We start from the raw sequence: 13,334 nt of genomic DNA, 5'->3' as shown, positions 1-13,334 counted from the left end.
CTGTCAAACCTACGCCCGGAACAGGTGCCGACGGATCGCCGCCACATTCCCGAAGATCCGCACACCCAGAACGACCACCACACCGGTGGACAACTGCCCGCCCACGCCCAACTGATCCCCCAGATACACGATCAGACCCGCCACCAGCACGTTCGAGATGAACGACACCACGAACTGCTTGTCGTCGAAGATGCGGTCCAACTTCGCCCGGACCCCACCGAACACCGCGTCCAACGCGGCGACCACCGCGATCGGCAGGTACGGCTGCAACGCCGCTGGCACCGTGGGATCAAGCCACACGCCCAGCACCACACCGGCGAGCAACGCCAGCACCGCGATCATCCGCCACCTCCGGAAGGACTAGCGGTCCCCGGCGAACCCGACGACCCAGGACTGCCGGACCGGACACCCGACCCCGAAGGGCTCGGACTGACCGACGGCTTGGCGTAGCGTAGCTGCGGCTCCGGAGCCGCCGGCAGGGTGAGGTCCTCCGCCTTGCGCACACCGAAGGACAGGCCGGTCTTCTGCGCGACGTCCTGCATCACCGCCGCGCTGCGACTGTCCTCGAACTTGCGCCGCATCGACCCCGGCCCGATCGCCGACACCTCGTACGGCCCCGTCACCGGCCGGAAATCCACCAGGATCGCCTCGCCCGCCGTACGGATCGTCGACGTCGACGTCAACCGCTGCCCATTGATCGCGATCCCCTCGGCACCGGCGCTCCACAACGCGTTCGCCACACCCTGCAGATCGCTGTACAGCACCTGCGGCGGCCCCGCGCCCTTACCGGTGACCGCGTCCGCGTTGCCCGGGGCGTCCGCCAAGCGCACCACCACACCGTCACCCCGCATCCGGCCGAGCCCGGTGACCGCCTCCAGGTCCCGCAGACGTGCCGCGGTCGACCCGCTCAACGCCGCGTCCCGCTGCCGGCTGACCTCCTCCCGCAGCTGATCCGCGCGCGCCGACAACCGGTCGGTCTGGCTTTCCCGCTCCTTGATCTGCGCCACCAACCCGGAGCGGGCCTGCGCACGCCCCGGCTCGTCCGCCATCGTCTGGCGATACGCCACCGCGAACAGGAAACCCAGCACCACCACCACGACCAGGCTGACCGTCCGCGCCGGCCAACCCCCGGACGCGTCCTGCGACGACGACACCCGCCCGCGCGCGGCCGCAGCGTCCGCGTACCCCGGATCCAGGGGGTTGCGGAACAGTTCGGTGAGGAAGTCCGGGGCGTACACCCGATCCGGGCGGGGACGCTCCGGCGGCGTCGCGCTCACGCGGCCGCTCCCGGGCCGCGCGCCGCGCGCACCAGCCGCGACGCCTGCACCACGTACATGGCGCCGGCCACCCAGTAGAGCACCAGCCCCCACCAGGCCAGCCCCCAGCCGATCGCGGCCGTCGCCGTCGCCGCCTGACTCCACTCGGTGGCCAACAGCAGCACCGGGAACGCCGCGAGCAGCAGGAAGGTGGCGGTCTTGCCCACGTAGTGCACCGGTGGCGGCCCGTACCCGTGGCGGCGCAACACCGCCAGCGAGCCGAGCAGCAGCGCCTCGCGGGCCAGCAGCGCCGCCGTGAACTGCCACGGCACGATTTCCCGGGCGGTGAAGGCGAGCAGCGTGGCGAGGATGTAGAGCCGGTCGGCGAGGGGGTCGAGCAGCTCCCCGAGCCGGCTCACCTGACGCAGCCGGCGCGCGATCCAACCGTCGACCCAGTCGGTGGTGCCGCCGATGGCCAGCACCACCACCGCCGCCGCGTCCGCGCGGGCCACCAGGAACAGGTAGAGGAACAGGGGTACGCCCAGCAGGCGCCCGAAGCTGATCAGGTTGGGCAGGGTGAGCACCTGGTCGCCGGGAGCCTGGTCACCGGTGTCCCGCGGATGCTCTGCCCGAGCCGGCCGACGCGACACCCGAACCTCCTCCACCGCACGCCCCGACGCCAGACCGAGATCGGGCGCGGCGGAGGTCGTACGCGCTGTCGGGCCGGCAACCGCCGGCTCCCCTGCGGCCCCGGGTTGGGACCTCTGTCCTGATGCGGCCCGCGATCTCGATGATCGCGGGCCGGGTGAGTGCGCTGCCACTATATCGGGCTTCCCCGCGCTCCTCGGCCGCCGCCGCGTGCTCTCGGTGCGGCTGTGCCGCACTGTGGCGTGGATCACCACGCATAGAGCGTCCTAGGATACTAGTGGAAGGGATGGCGGTTCAGGCCGTCTGGACCGCCTGGTCGGTCTGCTGCTCCGGCACCGTCTGCGTGGCCGCCCGAGCGAAGGCGAGCAACGACAGCAGCAGATCGTGCTGCATCCGCGGCGGCATCCGGTCCAACACGGCCTGCACCGCGCGCTGGCGCCGCTCCGCCAGCTCCCGCAGCAGGGTCAGGGCGGCGGCCGTGGGCACCAACCGCACCTCCCGCCGGTCGCGCGGGTCGGGCACCCGGCGCAACAGACCGGTCGCCTCCAGCCGGTCGCAGAGGCGGCTGGCCGAGGAGGGCACCACGTCCAGCAGCTCCGCGAGGCCGTTGACGTTGGTCTCCCGCCGGCCGCTGATCAGCATCAGCACCCGCAGCTGCGTCGGTGGCACCTGATGCCGCGACGCCGCCGAGTCGAGCACGGCGATCAGCGTCTCGGCGGCCGCGTCGATCGCCGAGGCGAGATCCGCAGGTCGCTCCACCCGATGTCCCCTGCCGTCGTCACGCTGGTGCCCGCCCGGCGCGGCGGCGGCGACCCTCATCCGCCGTCCCGCTCACGCGGACCGTGCCAGTCGAGGCAGACGACGACGGCGTCGTCGCGCAAATCGGAATCCGCGTGATAGGCGTGTAGTTCGCGCATCACCGTACCAACCGCCTCGGTCGCCGGCTGCAACCGTGTGGCCCGCAGGGATCGGGCCATCATCCGCTGCCCGTACGGCTCCTGCCCCGCCGGCTCGGCCGCCCACACGCCGTCGCTGACGACGAAGACACGGTCACCCGGCTCGAGCTGGAACTCCTGCAGCTCGTAGCGGGTCTCGGCGAACATGCCCAGCGGCAGTTGCTGCTCCAGCTTCAGCGGCTCGACCGTCGCGCCACGCATCCGCAGCAGGTGCGGCGAACCGGCGTCGACCGCCCGCACCCGCCCGGTGCGGATGTCCAGCTCGAGCAGCAGCGTGGCCACGTGCCGACGGCCCCGGTGCTGGTAGTAGACCGTGTCCGAGGCCAGCTCCGCCTGCTCCACGAGGCCACCGCCGGAGCGGCGGGCGTTGCGCATCGCGTTCACGGTGACCGCCGTCAGCAGCGACGCGGCCAGACCGGTGCCCTCGCCGTTGAGCACCGTCAGGGTGAGCCGGTCACCGTCCAACGACCAGTCGAAGTGGTCCCCGCCGACGGTGTACGCCGGTTCCAACTGCCCGGCCAGGTGAAAGGCGCGGTGCGCCACGCTGCGACCGGGCAGCAGGTCCCACTGCATCTCGGCGGCCATGCTGAGCCGTTCCCGGCGACGGGCTCGCCGATAGCGGTCGGTCTCCCGGTCCGCGGCCCGCATCGCCACCGCCAGGTCGCCGGCGATGTCGGTGGCACGGCCGGTGACCGCCGGGCCCGGGACGGTCGGCAGCTCGATGAGCAGCACACCCAGCCGCTCCCCCCACACAGTCAGGGGCAGGTAGAGCCGGCACGCGCCGTCTTCGGCCCCGTCGCGCACCGGTTGCTGACTGCTGAAGCAGCGCTGCGCCACGGTGTGGCAGGCCAGGAACCCGGCCGCCGGCAGGTCCGGATCCAGCACCGGCCAGAGCCCGCTGATCCGGTAGTCGGCGACGAACACGTCGGTGCGCAACGCGCCCAACGCCGACCGGATCGCCCGGTCCGCCGCTTCCGCCAACTGGTCGGGCGCGGCCTCGCGCAGCGCGCGCGACACCCCGTCCGGCGCGTCCACCATGGTTGGTCGTCCCTCCAGAAACTTGCTACAGGGCAAGCATCATACGGACGCCACCGGACAGCCGGTCGTCGCGGGTCAGTCGGCGTCCCGTGTCGCCAGTACGCCGTAAAAGGCGTCCGGCACGTCGGCGGGCGGGCCGGCGGGCCGCCACCGGTGGACCGGGACGATCCCGTCCGACGTCGGCGTCCACCGGCCCAGCAGCGGGGCGAATGCCGCCGGGGGACGCATCCGGAACGCCGGACCCATCATCGCCAGCGCCTGAGGGTGGGCGGCCAGCTCCTCGGTGTCGAAGTCCACGGCCAGCAGGCTGCCCGGCGCCGCGGCGGCGAACAGCTCGTCGAGGGTGCGCGTGAGCGTGGCGTCGTCGAGGAACGCGGCGAGCCCGAGGAAGACCACCCCCACCGGCCGCCGCCCCCACCCGGGTACGAATCGATGCAGCTGGGCCGGGTCGATCGTGCCGATGTCGGTGGCGTCGCCGTAGCCGTAGCCCGCGCGGTCGCTGTCGGCGAGGATCCGCTGCCCCAGCCGGATGGTGACCGGGTCGACGTCGGTGTAGAGCGCGGTGGCCTCGGGGGCGACCTCGTGCACGTTGCCCATCGTGGGCACCCCGGCGCCGAACACCAGGAACCCGTCCACGCCCTGCTCGACCATCGCCCGCACCGCCCGGCGCAGGAACGCCCGCAACTCCCGGAAGACCGGCGCGCACGGCCCGTACGCCTGCTCGAAGGCGGCCGCCGCGGCCACGTCCACGTCGAAGTGGTGCTCCCCGCCGAGCCAGAAGTCGATCATGCGGACGGTGCTCGGCTCGTCCGGTTCACCCATCGACGACGCTCCTCCCCGTCCGGTCGCCGCCAGCGTACCGACCCGGGCCCGACCGGCGGTATCGCTCCGTCGCGCCGCCACGCCCGCGATACTGGCTCGGCGGGAGGTGAGACGGGTGAACTCGGCGGACAGCGCGGCGGTGGTGGTCGGCGTGGACGGCTCCGAGCCGTCCCTGCGCGCGGTGCGCCTGGCCACCGCCGAGGCCGTCCGCCGGCATCGGCCGCTGCGGGTGGTGCACGGGTTCATCTGGCCGCTGCTGCACGCGCCGGTCTCCCCCGCTCCCGACGCGCCGCCCGGCGCCGGACTGCGCCAGCGGGCCGAGGAGCTGGTCGCCGCCGCGGTGGCCGAGGCCGAGGCGACCGCGCCCGGGCTGACGGTCTCCGGCGAGATCATCGACGGCGAGGCGTCCGCGGTGCTGGTGGGTGAGTCCCCCACCGCCGCGCTCATCGTGCTCGGCGACCGCGGGTTGGGCGGCTTCTCCACGCTGGTCGTCGGCTCGGTGGCGGTGCAGGTCTGCGCGTACGCCGACTGCCCGGTGCTCGTCGCCCGCGGCGACCAACGCCCCGACGAGCCGGTACTGGTGGCGATGGACGGCTCGGCGGCGTCCCGGCTCGCCGCCGACTTCGCCGCCGAGACCGCCGTGGCGCGCGGCGTGCCGCTGCGCGCGGTGCACGCCTACCGGCACCCCGGCAGCAGCGGCCCCGGTGACATGCAACCCCTGGTGTACGACGAGGCGCAGCTGCACGCCGAGCAGGAGCGGATGCTCACCGGCTGGCTGGACGGGCTGACCGACCGCCACCCGGGGCTGCGGCTGACTTGGCGGGCGACGCACGGCCGCGCCGGCGCGGTGCTCGCCGAGGCGTCCCGTTCCGCCCAACTGTTGGTCGTCGGGGGGCAGGGGCGCGGCGAGGTGACCGGCTTGCTGCTGGGGTCGGTGAGTCAGTCGGTGCTGCACCACGCCCGCTGCCCGGTCGCCGTGGTCCGCGGCCCCCGCTGACACCCGGGGTTGGCCTCCCGCCAGACGGGTAGACGGCCGCGGTACGCCAACGGCGACGAAGGAGGCAGCAGATGCCAGGACCACGGCCGGGCAGCAACGCGTACGACAAGCAGCGGGCGCGGTTGCGCAACGCGATCGACGACTCCGGACGCCGGGTGCCCGACGGCAAGGCCAACCAGGTCGCGAACCGGATCCTGCAGGAGGATCGCGGCCAACGGGGCGTCGTACGCGGCGAGCGCACCTACGGCCCCAAGAGTGAACGCGAACCGGGCGACCCGAAGTGAGGAGGGTCGACCTGGCCGACGGCGCCATCGCGGGCGCCGTCGGCACAACCGCGCTCAACGTGGTCGGCTTCCTGGACATCGCCCTGCGGGCACGGCCGGCGAGCAGCACGCCGGAGCAGACCGTCGACCGGCTGGCCGGCATCGCGCACGTGGACCTGGGGTCGGGGCCCCGGGCGGCGAACCGCCGCTCGGGGCTCGGGCCCCTGATCGGCTACGGGCTGGGCATCGCCGCCGGCGTGGCGTTCGCGCTCTACGCCGGTGGTCGGCGCCAGCCACTGCCGATGGCCACCGGCGTGCTCGGCGCCGGCGTCATGGCGATGACCGACGGGTCCATCACCGCGCTGGGGATCAGCGATCCGCGCACCTGGCGGCGCTCCGACTGGATCTCCGACATCATCCCGCACCTGGCGTACGGACTGACGGCCGCCGCCACCTGGAACAGGTTGCGGCGGCCGTCCGGTCACGGTCGTTAGGCGCGGGCGTCGCTGTCGTCCTCGGCGACCGGCTCACCCGCCGGGCCGTACGGCGACACCTGGCCCTTGGGCACCGGCCGACCGGCGTCTCCGCGCGACGTGCCGCGGTTGAGCGGATGCCCGGTCGGCTGGGGCCCCTTGCTGTCCTGACTCGTCGCTCCCCTGGCGTTGCGCCGGAACTCCTCCTGCTGCGGGTTGACCACGAGTGTCTCCCTCCGGGTACGGCGGGCGGCATCGACCGCCTGCACCAGCGGCATACCCGTCCGGCCGGGCGGCATTCCGGTCCCGCCCCGCGCCCGCAGGGCTAGCCGCGCCCAGGGTGGGTACGCACCGGGTGTGGGTGACGATCGAGCGGTGGTGCGGGTCCTGCTGGACCGGCGCAGCCACACGTACGCCGAGGAGGCCGGTATCCGGCTCGCCGACCGCCCCGGGCCGCTGTACCAGCTGCTGGTGCTGGCCACCCTGCTGAGCACCCGGATCCGGGCGTGCGTGGCGGTCGACGCCGCGCGGGAGCTGTTCGCGGCCGGCTACCGCACGCCGCAGGCGATGGAGGCGGCGAGCTGGCAGCAGCGGGTCGACGCGCTGGGCCGCGGTCACTACCGCCGTTACGACGAGCGCACCGCCACCATGCTCGGCACCGGCGCCCGGCTGTGTCTGGACCGCTGGCACGGCGACCTGCGGCGGCTGCACCGCGACGCCCAGGGCGACCCGGTCGGGTTGCGCCGACGGCTCACCGAGTTTCCCGGCATCGGGCCCACCGGCGCGGACATCTACCTGCGCGAGGCCCAGACGGTGTGGTCCGACCTGCGCCCGTACGCCGACCGTCGGGCCCTCGCCGGCGCGAAGCGGCTGGGCCTGCCGGGCTCGCCGGACCGGCTGGCCGGACTGGTCGACGAACCGGACTTCGGCCGGCTCGCCTCGGCGCTGGTCCGGGTGGCGCTCGGCGAGGAGTCCGCCGGCGAGGTCACCCGCGTCGCCGCCGGGTGAGGCGCTCACTTGACCGGCTTGTCTCCCTGCGGTCGGGTCAGGTGCCACACGCCGAGCGCGGCGAGCAGCGCCAGGACGATGACCCCGCCGGAGATGCCACGGCCCTCCTCGGGGCTGCGGCCCGCGCTGCCGAAGTAGATCACCGCGAGACCGGCGAGCACGGTGACGAACGTACGCAACCCTCGGTCCTTCACGTACCGCACGGTAGGCGAGGAGCGTCCACTGGGGGGCGTTTCGCGCGTGTTGTCCCTCTTCTGGGCGACGCGCTCAGCGCTCGGTGACGAACCCGCGCAGCCGCACCCGCCGCACCGCCCGGTCGGCGACCTCCACCACCTCGATGGTCAACCCCGGCAAGCGCACCGTCTCGCCCGGCTCACCCGGCAGGTGACCCAACCGGGCCAGCACCAGCCCGGCCACCGTCGTGTACTCCCGCGACAGCGGGAAGCTCAGTCGCACCCCCAGATCGGGCAGGTCGTGCAGGGGGAAGTCACCGGGCACCAGCAGCGCCCCGTCCGGCTCCCGGGCCACGTCGCGCACGTCGCGGTCGGTCTCGTCGTACAACTCGCCGACGACCTCGGCCAGCAGGTCCTCCAGCGTGACGATGCCGTCGATGCCGCCGTGCTCGTCGACGACGAGGGCCAGTTGCTGGTGTTCCTGGCGCAACCGGCGCAACGCGTCGGCCACCGGCAGGGTGACCGGCAGCAGCAACGGTGACCGGACTTGCTCCCCCACCGTCCCGGTGCCGGCCCGCACCAGATCGCGGATGTGCACCACGCCGATCACCTCGTCCAGACCGCCGGGGCCGGTCACCGGGGCGCGGGACCGGCCTGCGGCGGCCAGCAGGCGTACCCCCTCGTCGGCGGCCAGGTCGGTCGGCAACGTGGTCACCTCCCGGCGGGCCACCAGGATCTCCCGCAGCGTCCGACCGGCGATGTCGAACGCGCCGGTCAGGATCTCTCGCTGCTGCGCCGACAGGCCACGCTGACTGACCAGCATCTCCCGCAACTCCTCCTCGGTCATCTCCTCCCGGCTGGCCCGGGGGTCCCCGCCGGCCAGCCGGACCACCATGTCGGTGGCCCGACTGAGCAGCCACACCGCCGGGCGGGACACCCGGGCGAGCAGGTCCAGCGGCCCGGCGCTGAGCAACGCCCATCGCTCGGCCCGTTGCATGGCCAGCCGCTTGGGCGCCAACTCGCCCAGCACCAACGTGACGAAGGTCAGCGCCACGGTCACCAGCAGCACCGAGGCCGGGCGGGCCGCCGCGCCGAGGAAGCCCAACGGGCCGACCAGCGGCTGGGCGAGCGACACCGCCGCGGCAGCCGAGGCGAGGAACCCGGCCAGGGTGATGCCGAGCTGGATGGTGGCCAGGTAGCGGTTCGGGTCCCGGGAGAGCCGGACCAGCCGGTCACCGGCGCGGGTCCGCCGACCCAACCGGCGCAGCTGCCCCTCCCGCAGCGTCACCAGCGCCATCTCGCTGCCCGAGAGCGCGGCGTTGACCAGCACCAGCACGGCCACCAGCGCCAACTGCCCCAGCTGACCGCCCACCGCCCACCCCCGTTGCCCGCCTCAGGTCACCTAACCCCAGCGCGCCCGGCTCCGGGCCCCGTTTCCGGCCGGCGGGGCGCTCAGTCGACCTCCAGGTCGTCCAGCGAGATGGAGTGGGTCATCAGCCACCGGGCCAGCGCCGACATGCCGAACAGCCAGAGCGGCACCGACTCGGTGGGGCCGTTGGTGGCGTAGATGGCGAACCGCAGATCCGGCGCGCGGTACGCCTCGATCCGCCACTGGTGCTGCCGGTCCCGCCAGACCGCCGAAGGGTCCATGGCGTCACCGTAGGTGACCGCCGACGGTCGGGGGGCCGGTTAGCCCGGCACCACCGCGACGCCGAGCAGAGCACGCGCGGCGGACACCAGCAGGGCGATGCCGATCCCGGCGAGCAGCAGCCAACCGACGCCGCGCCACCCCGAGCCGCGAGCGGGCGGCGGCACCGGCGGCGGTCGCCAGATCTCCCGGTACGACCAGGCCAGCACGCCCACCCCGAACGGCAGGAGCCCGATCCAGTACCAGAACCACCGGGTGCCGACCACCGGCGGGGCGCCGCCGACCAGCCGGACCAGCCACAGCAGGGTCACCGCGCCGGCGAGCAGCCCGGCGGCGTCGGCGATCCGGCGCGCGGCAGCGCCGGCGCTCTGCCGCGGGTCCGCCGACGCGGCCAGTCTCGCGTCCAACCCGGCGGGCCGCTCCGTCGACTGCGGCCCGGCGGGCTCCTCCTGCACGTCGAGCGGCTCGACGAAGGCGTACCGGACCCGGCCACCCGGCACGCTCCAGGTGATCATCGCGCCCTGCGGGTCGTACCGCGGCTGCGGCCGGCTGCCCCAGTACGGGTCGTCGTCGGCCCAGCCCGACGCCCGTTGGAAGGTCACCACCCGGCCCGCCGCCAGATCCCGGTCGAGCTGGCCCGCCGTCGCCTCGCGCGGCGCCACCCACCATGCCAGCGAAGCCCACAGCACCCACAGCAGCGGCAACCCCCAGCGCAGCGCGACCGAGACGACACCACGCCACCGGTCAGCGAACGGCCGCGACGGGGACAGGGGCGGGGACAGCTCGGCCATCTGTTCACCCTGGCAGCCCGCCGCAATCCTGTCCGCCCCGGATCATGGCGGTGGCGCGCTCAGGTGACGACGACCCGGGCGTCGTCGGGGAGGCGGCGGGTGGCGCCGCGACGGTCCAGCAACTCCAGCAGCGGCACCGCCACCCGGCGGGTGGTGTCCAACGCCTGCCGGGCCGCCGACAGGGTGAACGGCTGCGGCAGCCCCGCCAGCACGGTGACCGCCGCGTCGAGGGCGTCGGGCAGCAGCACCACGGTGTCGGCCAGCCGCAGCAGCGCGCCGGCGCGTACCGCCGCACCGATCTCCCGGGGGCCCAGGCCCAGGTCGACGAGACGGTCCGCCTCGGGGGCGCGAAACGGCCGGTCGGCGTATTCGGCGCGGACCCGCTGCACGGCCCGGGCGACCGGTTCCGGCAGGGCGTCGACAGCGGCCGTGCCGATCCGCCCACCGTGGACCCGCAGCGGCGGGCGGATCAGCGCCTCGACCAGCGCACGGTCGGGCAGGGCGAGGCGTTGACGCAGCGCGTCCACCGGCATGCCCGGCTCCAACGGGTGCTCCCGGGCGTACCGGTCGACCTCCTCGGTGAGCTGCTCGCCGAGCCGCCGCCAGTGCGCGGGGTCGGCCAGCCAGTCACCCGCCACCGGCGTGGCCTGCGCCGGCACACCCATCCGCCGCAGCGCGCCGACCCGGACCAGCCGACGGCGGCGCAGCTCACCGGCCAGGTCCGGTCGACCGTCGAGGTCGGCCAGGACCGCCGCGCGGGCGGCAGCCGCGCCCCGGCGCGACAGCGGTGGCGGCGCCACGTCGAGGACCCGTACGCCGCCGGCCACGTGGTGTCGGCCGGGATCACGCAGCAGCGCCCGATCGCCGACCAGCAGCGGCAACGGGCGGGCCAGCCGCAGCCGGACGGTGTCCGCGCCGAGCGGCCGGACCCGCACCGGCACCGCCGCCGACCCCACGTGCAGGGTGAGGGTGGCGGGCAGGTCGGCGGCCGGGTCGCCGGTGAGCCGTACGTCGATGACGTCGGTGTGGTGGAACCGGCCCGGGGTGAGCAGCGCGTCGCCGCGGCCGAGCCGGTCCCGGGGCGTTCCGCGCAGGTTGACCGCGACCCGGGCCACGGCCGCCGCCTCCGGACGGGCCTCGCCGAGGGAGTGCAGGCCCCGAATCCGAACCGGTTCGTCGGCGCCGGCCAGCTCCAACTCGTCGCCGACGCGCAACCGGCCGGCGCCCAGCGTGCCGGTGACGACGGTGCCGCTGCCTCGCACGGTGAAGCTGCGGTCCACCCAGAGGCGCACCGGGGCGTCCACTGTGGGGGCGGGCAGCCGGGCGGTGAGCCGGTCCAGCGCGGCCCGCAACTCCGGCAGGCCGGCACCGGTCAGCCCACTGACCGCCACCGTCTCCACCGCGCCGAGGCTGCTCGCCGCGATCTCGGCGCGGGCCCGCTCCGCCGCCGGCGCGGGGTCGGCCAGGTCCGCGCGGGTCACCACCAGCAGGCCGTACCCGACGCCGAGCGCGTCGAGCGCGGCCAGGTGCTCGGCGGACTGCGGCATCCACCCCTCGTCGGCGGCGACCACGAGCAACGCGGCCGGCACCGGCCCGACCCCCGCGAGCATGTTCGGCACGAACCGCTCGTGCCCGGGCACGTCGACGAAGGCGATGGTGGCGCCGGACGGCAGCGTCGTCCAGGCGAAACCCAGGTCGATGGTCATGCCCCGGCGGCGTTCCTCGGCCCATCGGTCGGGTTCCATCCCGGTCAACGCCCGGACCAGGGTCGACTTGCCGTGGTCGACGTGCCCGGCGGTGGCGACGACGAACATGATCAGTCGTCCCCGGGGACGCGGAGCACGGCCGCCAGGACCGCCTCGTCGGCGTCGACGGGCACACAACGCAGGTCGAGCAGGAGCCGGCCCCGTACCACCCGGCCGAGCACCGGCTGGTCACCGGTGCGCAGCGGCACGGCGTACCGCTCGGGCAGGCTCAGCGCCCACGAGTCCAGCTCGACGCCGGGGGCGCCGCCGCCGCCGACCACGGCGACCGCCGGGACGACCTCCGCCTTGCGTCCGTCCGCGCCGAGCCGGTCACGCAGCAGCTCCACCCGGCGGCGCAGGGCGGCCGGGTCGGCGTGCAGCGCGGTCCGCGTCGGCGTGTCCGGGCGGTGCAGGGTGGCGGCCAGCGCGGCCAGGGTCAGCTTGTCCACGCGCAGCGCCCGCGCCAGCGGGTGGCGGCGTAGCCGTTCGACAAGCGCGGCGTCGCCGAGCAGCAGTCCGGCCTGGGGGCCGCCGAGCAGCTTGTCGCCGCTCGCGGTGACCAGGGCCGCGCCGGCGCGCAGGGTGCCGGCCGCGTCCGGCTCGTCGGGCAGCAGCGGATCCGGCGCGAGCAGCCCGGAGCCGATGTCGGCGACCACCGGCACGTCGAGCGTGGCCAGTTGGCGTACCGGTGTGGCCGAGGTGAAGCCGGTGATCTGGAAGTTCGACGGGTGCACCTTGAGCACGAAACCGGTCTGCGGTCCGACGGCCGCCGCGTAGTCGTCGAGCGTGGTGCGGTTGGTGGTGCCCACCTCGCGCAGGCGGGCGCCGGTGCTCTCCAGCAGGTCCGGCAGGCGGAAACCGTCGCCGATCTCGACCAGTTCGCCTCGGCTGACGACGATCTCCCGACCGGCGGCCAGCGCGGTGGCGGCCAGCACCAGCGCGGCGGCGCCGTTGTTGACCACGTGCACGGCGGCGGCGTCCGGCACGGCGGCGGCCAGCGCGTCGATCGCGTCCCGGCCACGGCGCGCGCGTCGCCCCGTGCGCAGGTCCAGCTCGACGTCGGTGTGGCCGGCTGCCGCCACGACCGCGGCGACGGCGGCGGGTGACAGCGGCGCCCGACCCAGATTGGTGTGCAGCACGACGCCGGTGGCGTTGAGCACCGTCCGCGGACCCGGGGCGGGTAGCCCGGCGACCACGGCGTCGGGGACCTCGTCGGGCTCGATCTCACCGCGGCGGGCCCGCTCCTGCGCCTGGACGACGGCGGCCTTGACCCGGTCCCGGCCGAGGATCGCGACGGCCTCGGCCAGCCGCGGATCGGCGAGCAGCGTGTCAGTGCGGGGCACCCGGCGTCGCGGGTCCACGCTGCCGTCGCGCATCACGTCACTCCTGCCGCAGTTGGCGGAGACGGACGGGAATCGAACCCGCCTGGCCCGGGTCCCGGACCACACCGGTTTTGAAGACCGGGAGGGGCACCAGCCGCCTGAACGCCTCCGTCGGACATTCGATCACAACGCCC

At 74.7% G+C, this 13,334-nt stretch carries 17 protein-coding genes and 1 tRNA gene; 4 read left to right on the top strand and 14 right to left on the bottom strand.

Annotated elements, in window-relative coordinates; all coding sequences use genetic code 11:
* Window positions 1–9: 9 nt before the first annotated feature.
* From ACGGAQ_RS19575 to ACGGAQ_RS19550, 6 genes are all read right to left on the bottom strand, one after another.
* A complete protein-coding gene (locus tag ACGGAQ_RS19575; protein WP_007460356.1) occupies window positions 10–342 on the bottom strand; it encodes a small basic family protein in 333 nt (110 codons plus the stop codon).
* On the bottom strand, window positions 339–1,277 hold the full coding sequence (locus ACGGAQ_RS19570; RefSeq protein WP_393051190.1) for a DUF881 domain-containing protein: 939 nt from the start codon (window positions 1,275–1,277) through the stop codon (window positions 339–341). The genes ACGGAQ_RS19575 and ACGGAQ_RS19570 overlap by 4 nt, the downstream gene beginning before the upstream one ends.
* On the bottom strand, window positions 1,274–1,906 hold the full coding sequence (locus tag ACGGAQ_RS19565; protein ID WP_393051188.1) for a CDP-alcohol phosphatidyltransferase family protein: 633 nt from the start codon (window positions 1,904–1,906) through the stop codon (window positions 1,274–1,276). The genes ACGGAQ_RS19570 and ACGGAQ_RS19565 overlap by 4 nt, the downstream gene beginning before the upstream one ends.
* Window positions 1,907–2,198: 292 nt before the next feature.
* Window positions 2,199–2,663, bottom strand: a complete 465-nt coding sequence (locus tag ACGGAQ_RS19560; protein ID WP_393051611.1) for a MarR family winged helix-turn-helix transcriptional regulator — start codon at window positions 2,661–2,663, stop codon at window positions 2,199–2,201.
* A 56-nt stretch (window positions 2,664–2,719) separates the two neighbouring features.
* Window positions 2,720–3,898, bottom strand: a complete 1,179-nt coding sequence (locus ACGGAQ_RS19555) for a PP2C family protein-serine/threonine phosphatase (RefSeq protein ID WP_393051186.1) — start codon at window positions 3,896–3,898, stop codon at window positions 2,720–2,722.
* Between the two features lie 75 nt (window positions 3,899–3,973).
* Window positions 3,974–4,720 carry an SAM-dependent methyltransferase gene (locus tag ACGGAQ_RS19550; protein WP_393051184.1) on the bottom strand — a complete coding sequence of 249 codons (747 nt, stop codon included), beginning with the start codon at window positions 4,718–4,720 and terminating at the stop codon, window positions 3,974–3,976.
* A 115-nt stretch (window positions 4,721–4,835) separates the two neighbouring features.
* On the opposite strand from ACGGAQ_RS19550, the gene ACGGAQ_RS19545 reads away from it, so the two are divergent.
* The 3 genes from ACGGAQ_RS19545 (at window position 4,836) to ACGGAQ_RS19535 (ending at window position 6,474) form a co-directional block, all read left to right on the top strand.
* Window positions 4,836–5,717: a universal stress protein gene (locus tag ACGGAQ_RS19545; protein WP_393051182.1), complete on the top strand. Its 882-nt coding sequence runs from the start codon at window positions 4,836–4,838 to the stop codon at window positions 5,715–5,717.
* 71 nt (window positions 5,718–5,788) lie between these two features.
* A complete protein-coding gene (locus tag ACGGAQ_RS19540) occupies window positions 5,789–6,001 on the top strand; it encodes a phosphatidylethanolamine-binding protein (protein ID WP_088948250.1) in 213 nt (70 codons plus the stop codon).
* Window positions 5,998–6,474, top strand: a complete 477-nt coding sequence (locus tag ACGGAQ_RS19535) for a hypothetical protein (RefSeq protein ID WP_393051180.1) — start codon at window positions 5,998–6,000, stop codon at window positions 6,472–6,474. The genes ACGGAQ_RS19540 and ACGGAQ_RS19535 overlap by 4 nt, the downstream gene beginning before the upstream one ends.
* Here the strand turns inward: ACGGAQ_RS19535 and ACGGAQ_RS19530 are convergent.
* Window positions 6,471–6,677 (bottom strand): hypothetical protein, encoded by a 207-nt coding sequence (locus tag ACGGAQ_RS19530; RefSeq protein ID WP_393051178.1) that lies wholly within the window; start codon window positions 6,675–6,677, stop codon window positions 6,471–6,473. The genes ACGGAQ_RS19535 and ACGGAQ_RS19530 overlap by 4 nt on opposite strands.
* 133 nt (window positions 6,678–6,810) lie before the next feature.
* Between ACGGAQ_RS19530 and ACGGAQ_RS19525 the strand changes: the two genes are divergently transcribed.
* The gene (locus ACGGAQ_RS19525; protein ID WP_393051176.1) at window positions 6,811–7,461 is read left to right on the top strand and encodes a hypothetical protein; all 651 of its coding nucleotides are present in this window, start codon (window positions 6,811–6,813) and stop codon (window positions 7,459–7,461) included.
* 5 nt (window positions 7,462–7,466) lie between these two features.
* Here ACGGAQ_RS19525 and ACGGAQ_RS19520 read toward each other — a convergent pair whose 3' ends face one another.
* The 7 genes from ACGGAQ_RS19520 to ACGGAQ_RS19490 all read right to left on the bottom strand — a co-directional run bounded on the left by ACGGAQ_RS19520 (window position 7,467) and on the right by ACGGAQ_RS19490 (window position 13,310).
* Window positions 7,467–7,655 carry a hypothetical protein gene (locus ACGGAQ_RS19520; RefSeq protein ID WP_354862920.1) on the bottom strand — a complete coding sequence of 63 codons (189 nt, stop codon included), beginning with the start codon at window positions 7,653–7,655 and terminating at the stop codon, window positions 7,467–7,469.
* 73 nt (window positions 7,656–7,728) lie between these two features.
* On the bottom strand, window positions 7,729–9,006 hold the full coding sequence (locus ACGGAQ_RS19515; protein ID WP_393051174.1) for a hemolysin family protein: 1,278 nt from the start codon (window positions 9,004–9,006) through the stop codon (window positions 7,729–7,731).
* Between the two features lie 80 nt (window positions 9,007–9,086).
* Window positions 9,087–9,284, bottom strand: coding sequence for a hypothetical protein (locus ACGGAQ_RS19510; protein WP_088989536.1), 198 nt, complete (start codon window positions 9,282–9,284; stop codon window positions 9,087–9,089).
* Window positions 9,285–9,323: 39 nt separating this feature from the next.
* Window positions 9,324–10,073 (bottom strand): hypothetical protein, encoded by a 750-nt coding sequence (locus ACGGAQ_RS19505; protein ID WP_393051172.1) that lies wholly within the window; start codon window positions 10,071–10,073, stop codon window positions 9,324–9,326.
* Window positions 10,074–10,132: 59 nt separating this feature from the next.
* The gene (gene selB, locus ACGGAQ_RS19500) at window positions 10,133–11,887 is read right to left on the bottom strand and encodes a selenocysteine-specific translation elongation factor (RefSeq protein ID WP_393051170.1); all 1,755 of its coding nucleotides are present in this window, start codon (window positions 11,885–11,887) and stop codon (window positions 10,133–10,135) included.
* A gap of 2 nt (window positions 11,888–11,889) precedes the next feature.
* Window positions 11,890–13,194, bottom strand: a complete 1,305-nt coding sequence (gene selA, locus ACGGAQ_RS19495; protein ID WP_393051169.1) for an L-seryl-tRNA(Sec) selenium transferase — start codon at window positions 13,192–13,194, stop codon at window positions 11,890–11,892.
* Between the two features lie 20 nt (window positions 13,195–13,214).
* Window positions 13,215–13,310: transfer RNA gene (locus ACGGAQ_RS19490), tRNA-Sec, on the bottom strand.
* Window positions 13,311–13,334 lie beyond the last annotated feature (24 nt).

It is taken from the genome of Micromonospora sp. NPDC047557 (genome assembly GCF_043205095.1).
GTDB lineage: Bacteria > Actinomycetota > Actinomycetes > Mycobacteriales > Micromonosporaceae > Micromonospora.
The sequence above is the reverse complement of the archived record's forward strand: the minus strand, read 5'-3'. Positions and strand labels throughout refer to the sequence as shown.

Bases quoted from the DNA above. Each gene is read 5' to 3' on its own strand.
- selB (WP_393051170.1), bottom strand. From the start codon at position 11,887: ATGTTCGTCGTCGCCACCGCCGGGCACGTCGACCACGGCAAGTCGACC.
- ACGGAQ_RS19505 (WP_393051172.1), bottom strand. From the start codon at position 10,073: ATGGCCGAGCTGTCCCCGCCCCTGTCCCCGTCGCGGCCGTTCGCTGAC.
- selA (WP_393051169.1), bottom strand. From the start codon at position 13,194: ATGCGCGACGGCAGCGTGGACCCGCGACGCCGGGTGCCCCGCACTGAC.
- ACGGAQ_RS19540 (WP_088948250.1), top strand. From the start codon at position 5,789: ATGCCAGGACCACGGCCGGGCAGCAACGCGTACGACAAGCAGCGGGCG.
- ACGGAQ_RS19555 (WP_393051186.1), bottom strand. From the start codon at position 3,898: ATGGTGGACGCGCCGGACGGGGTGTCGCGCGCGCTGCGCGAGGCCGCG.
- ACGGAQ_RS19510 (WP_088989536.1), bottom strand. From the start codon at position 9,284: ATGGACCCTTCGGCGGTCTGGCGGGACCGGCAGCACCAGTGGCGGATC.
- ACGGAQ_RS19575 (WP_007460356.1), bottom strand. From the start codon at position 342: ATGATCGCGGTGCTGGCGTTGCTCGCCGGTGTGGTGCTGGGCGTGTGG.
- ACGGAQ_RS19550 (WP_393051184.1), bottom strand. From the start codon at position 4,720: ATGGGTGAACCGGACGAGCCGAGCACCGTCCGCATGATCGACTTCTGG.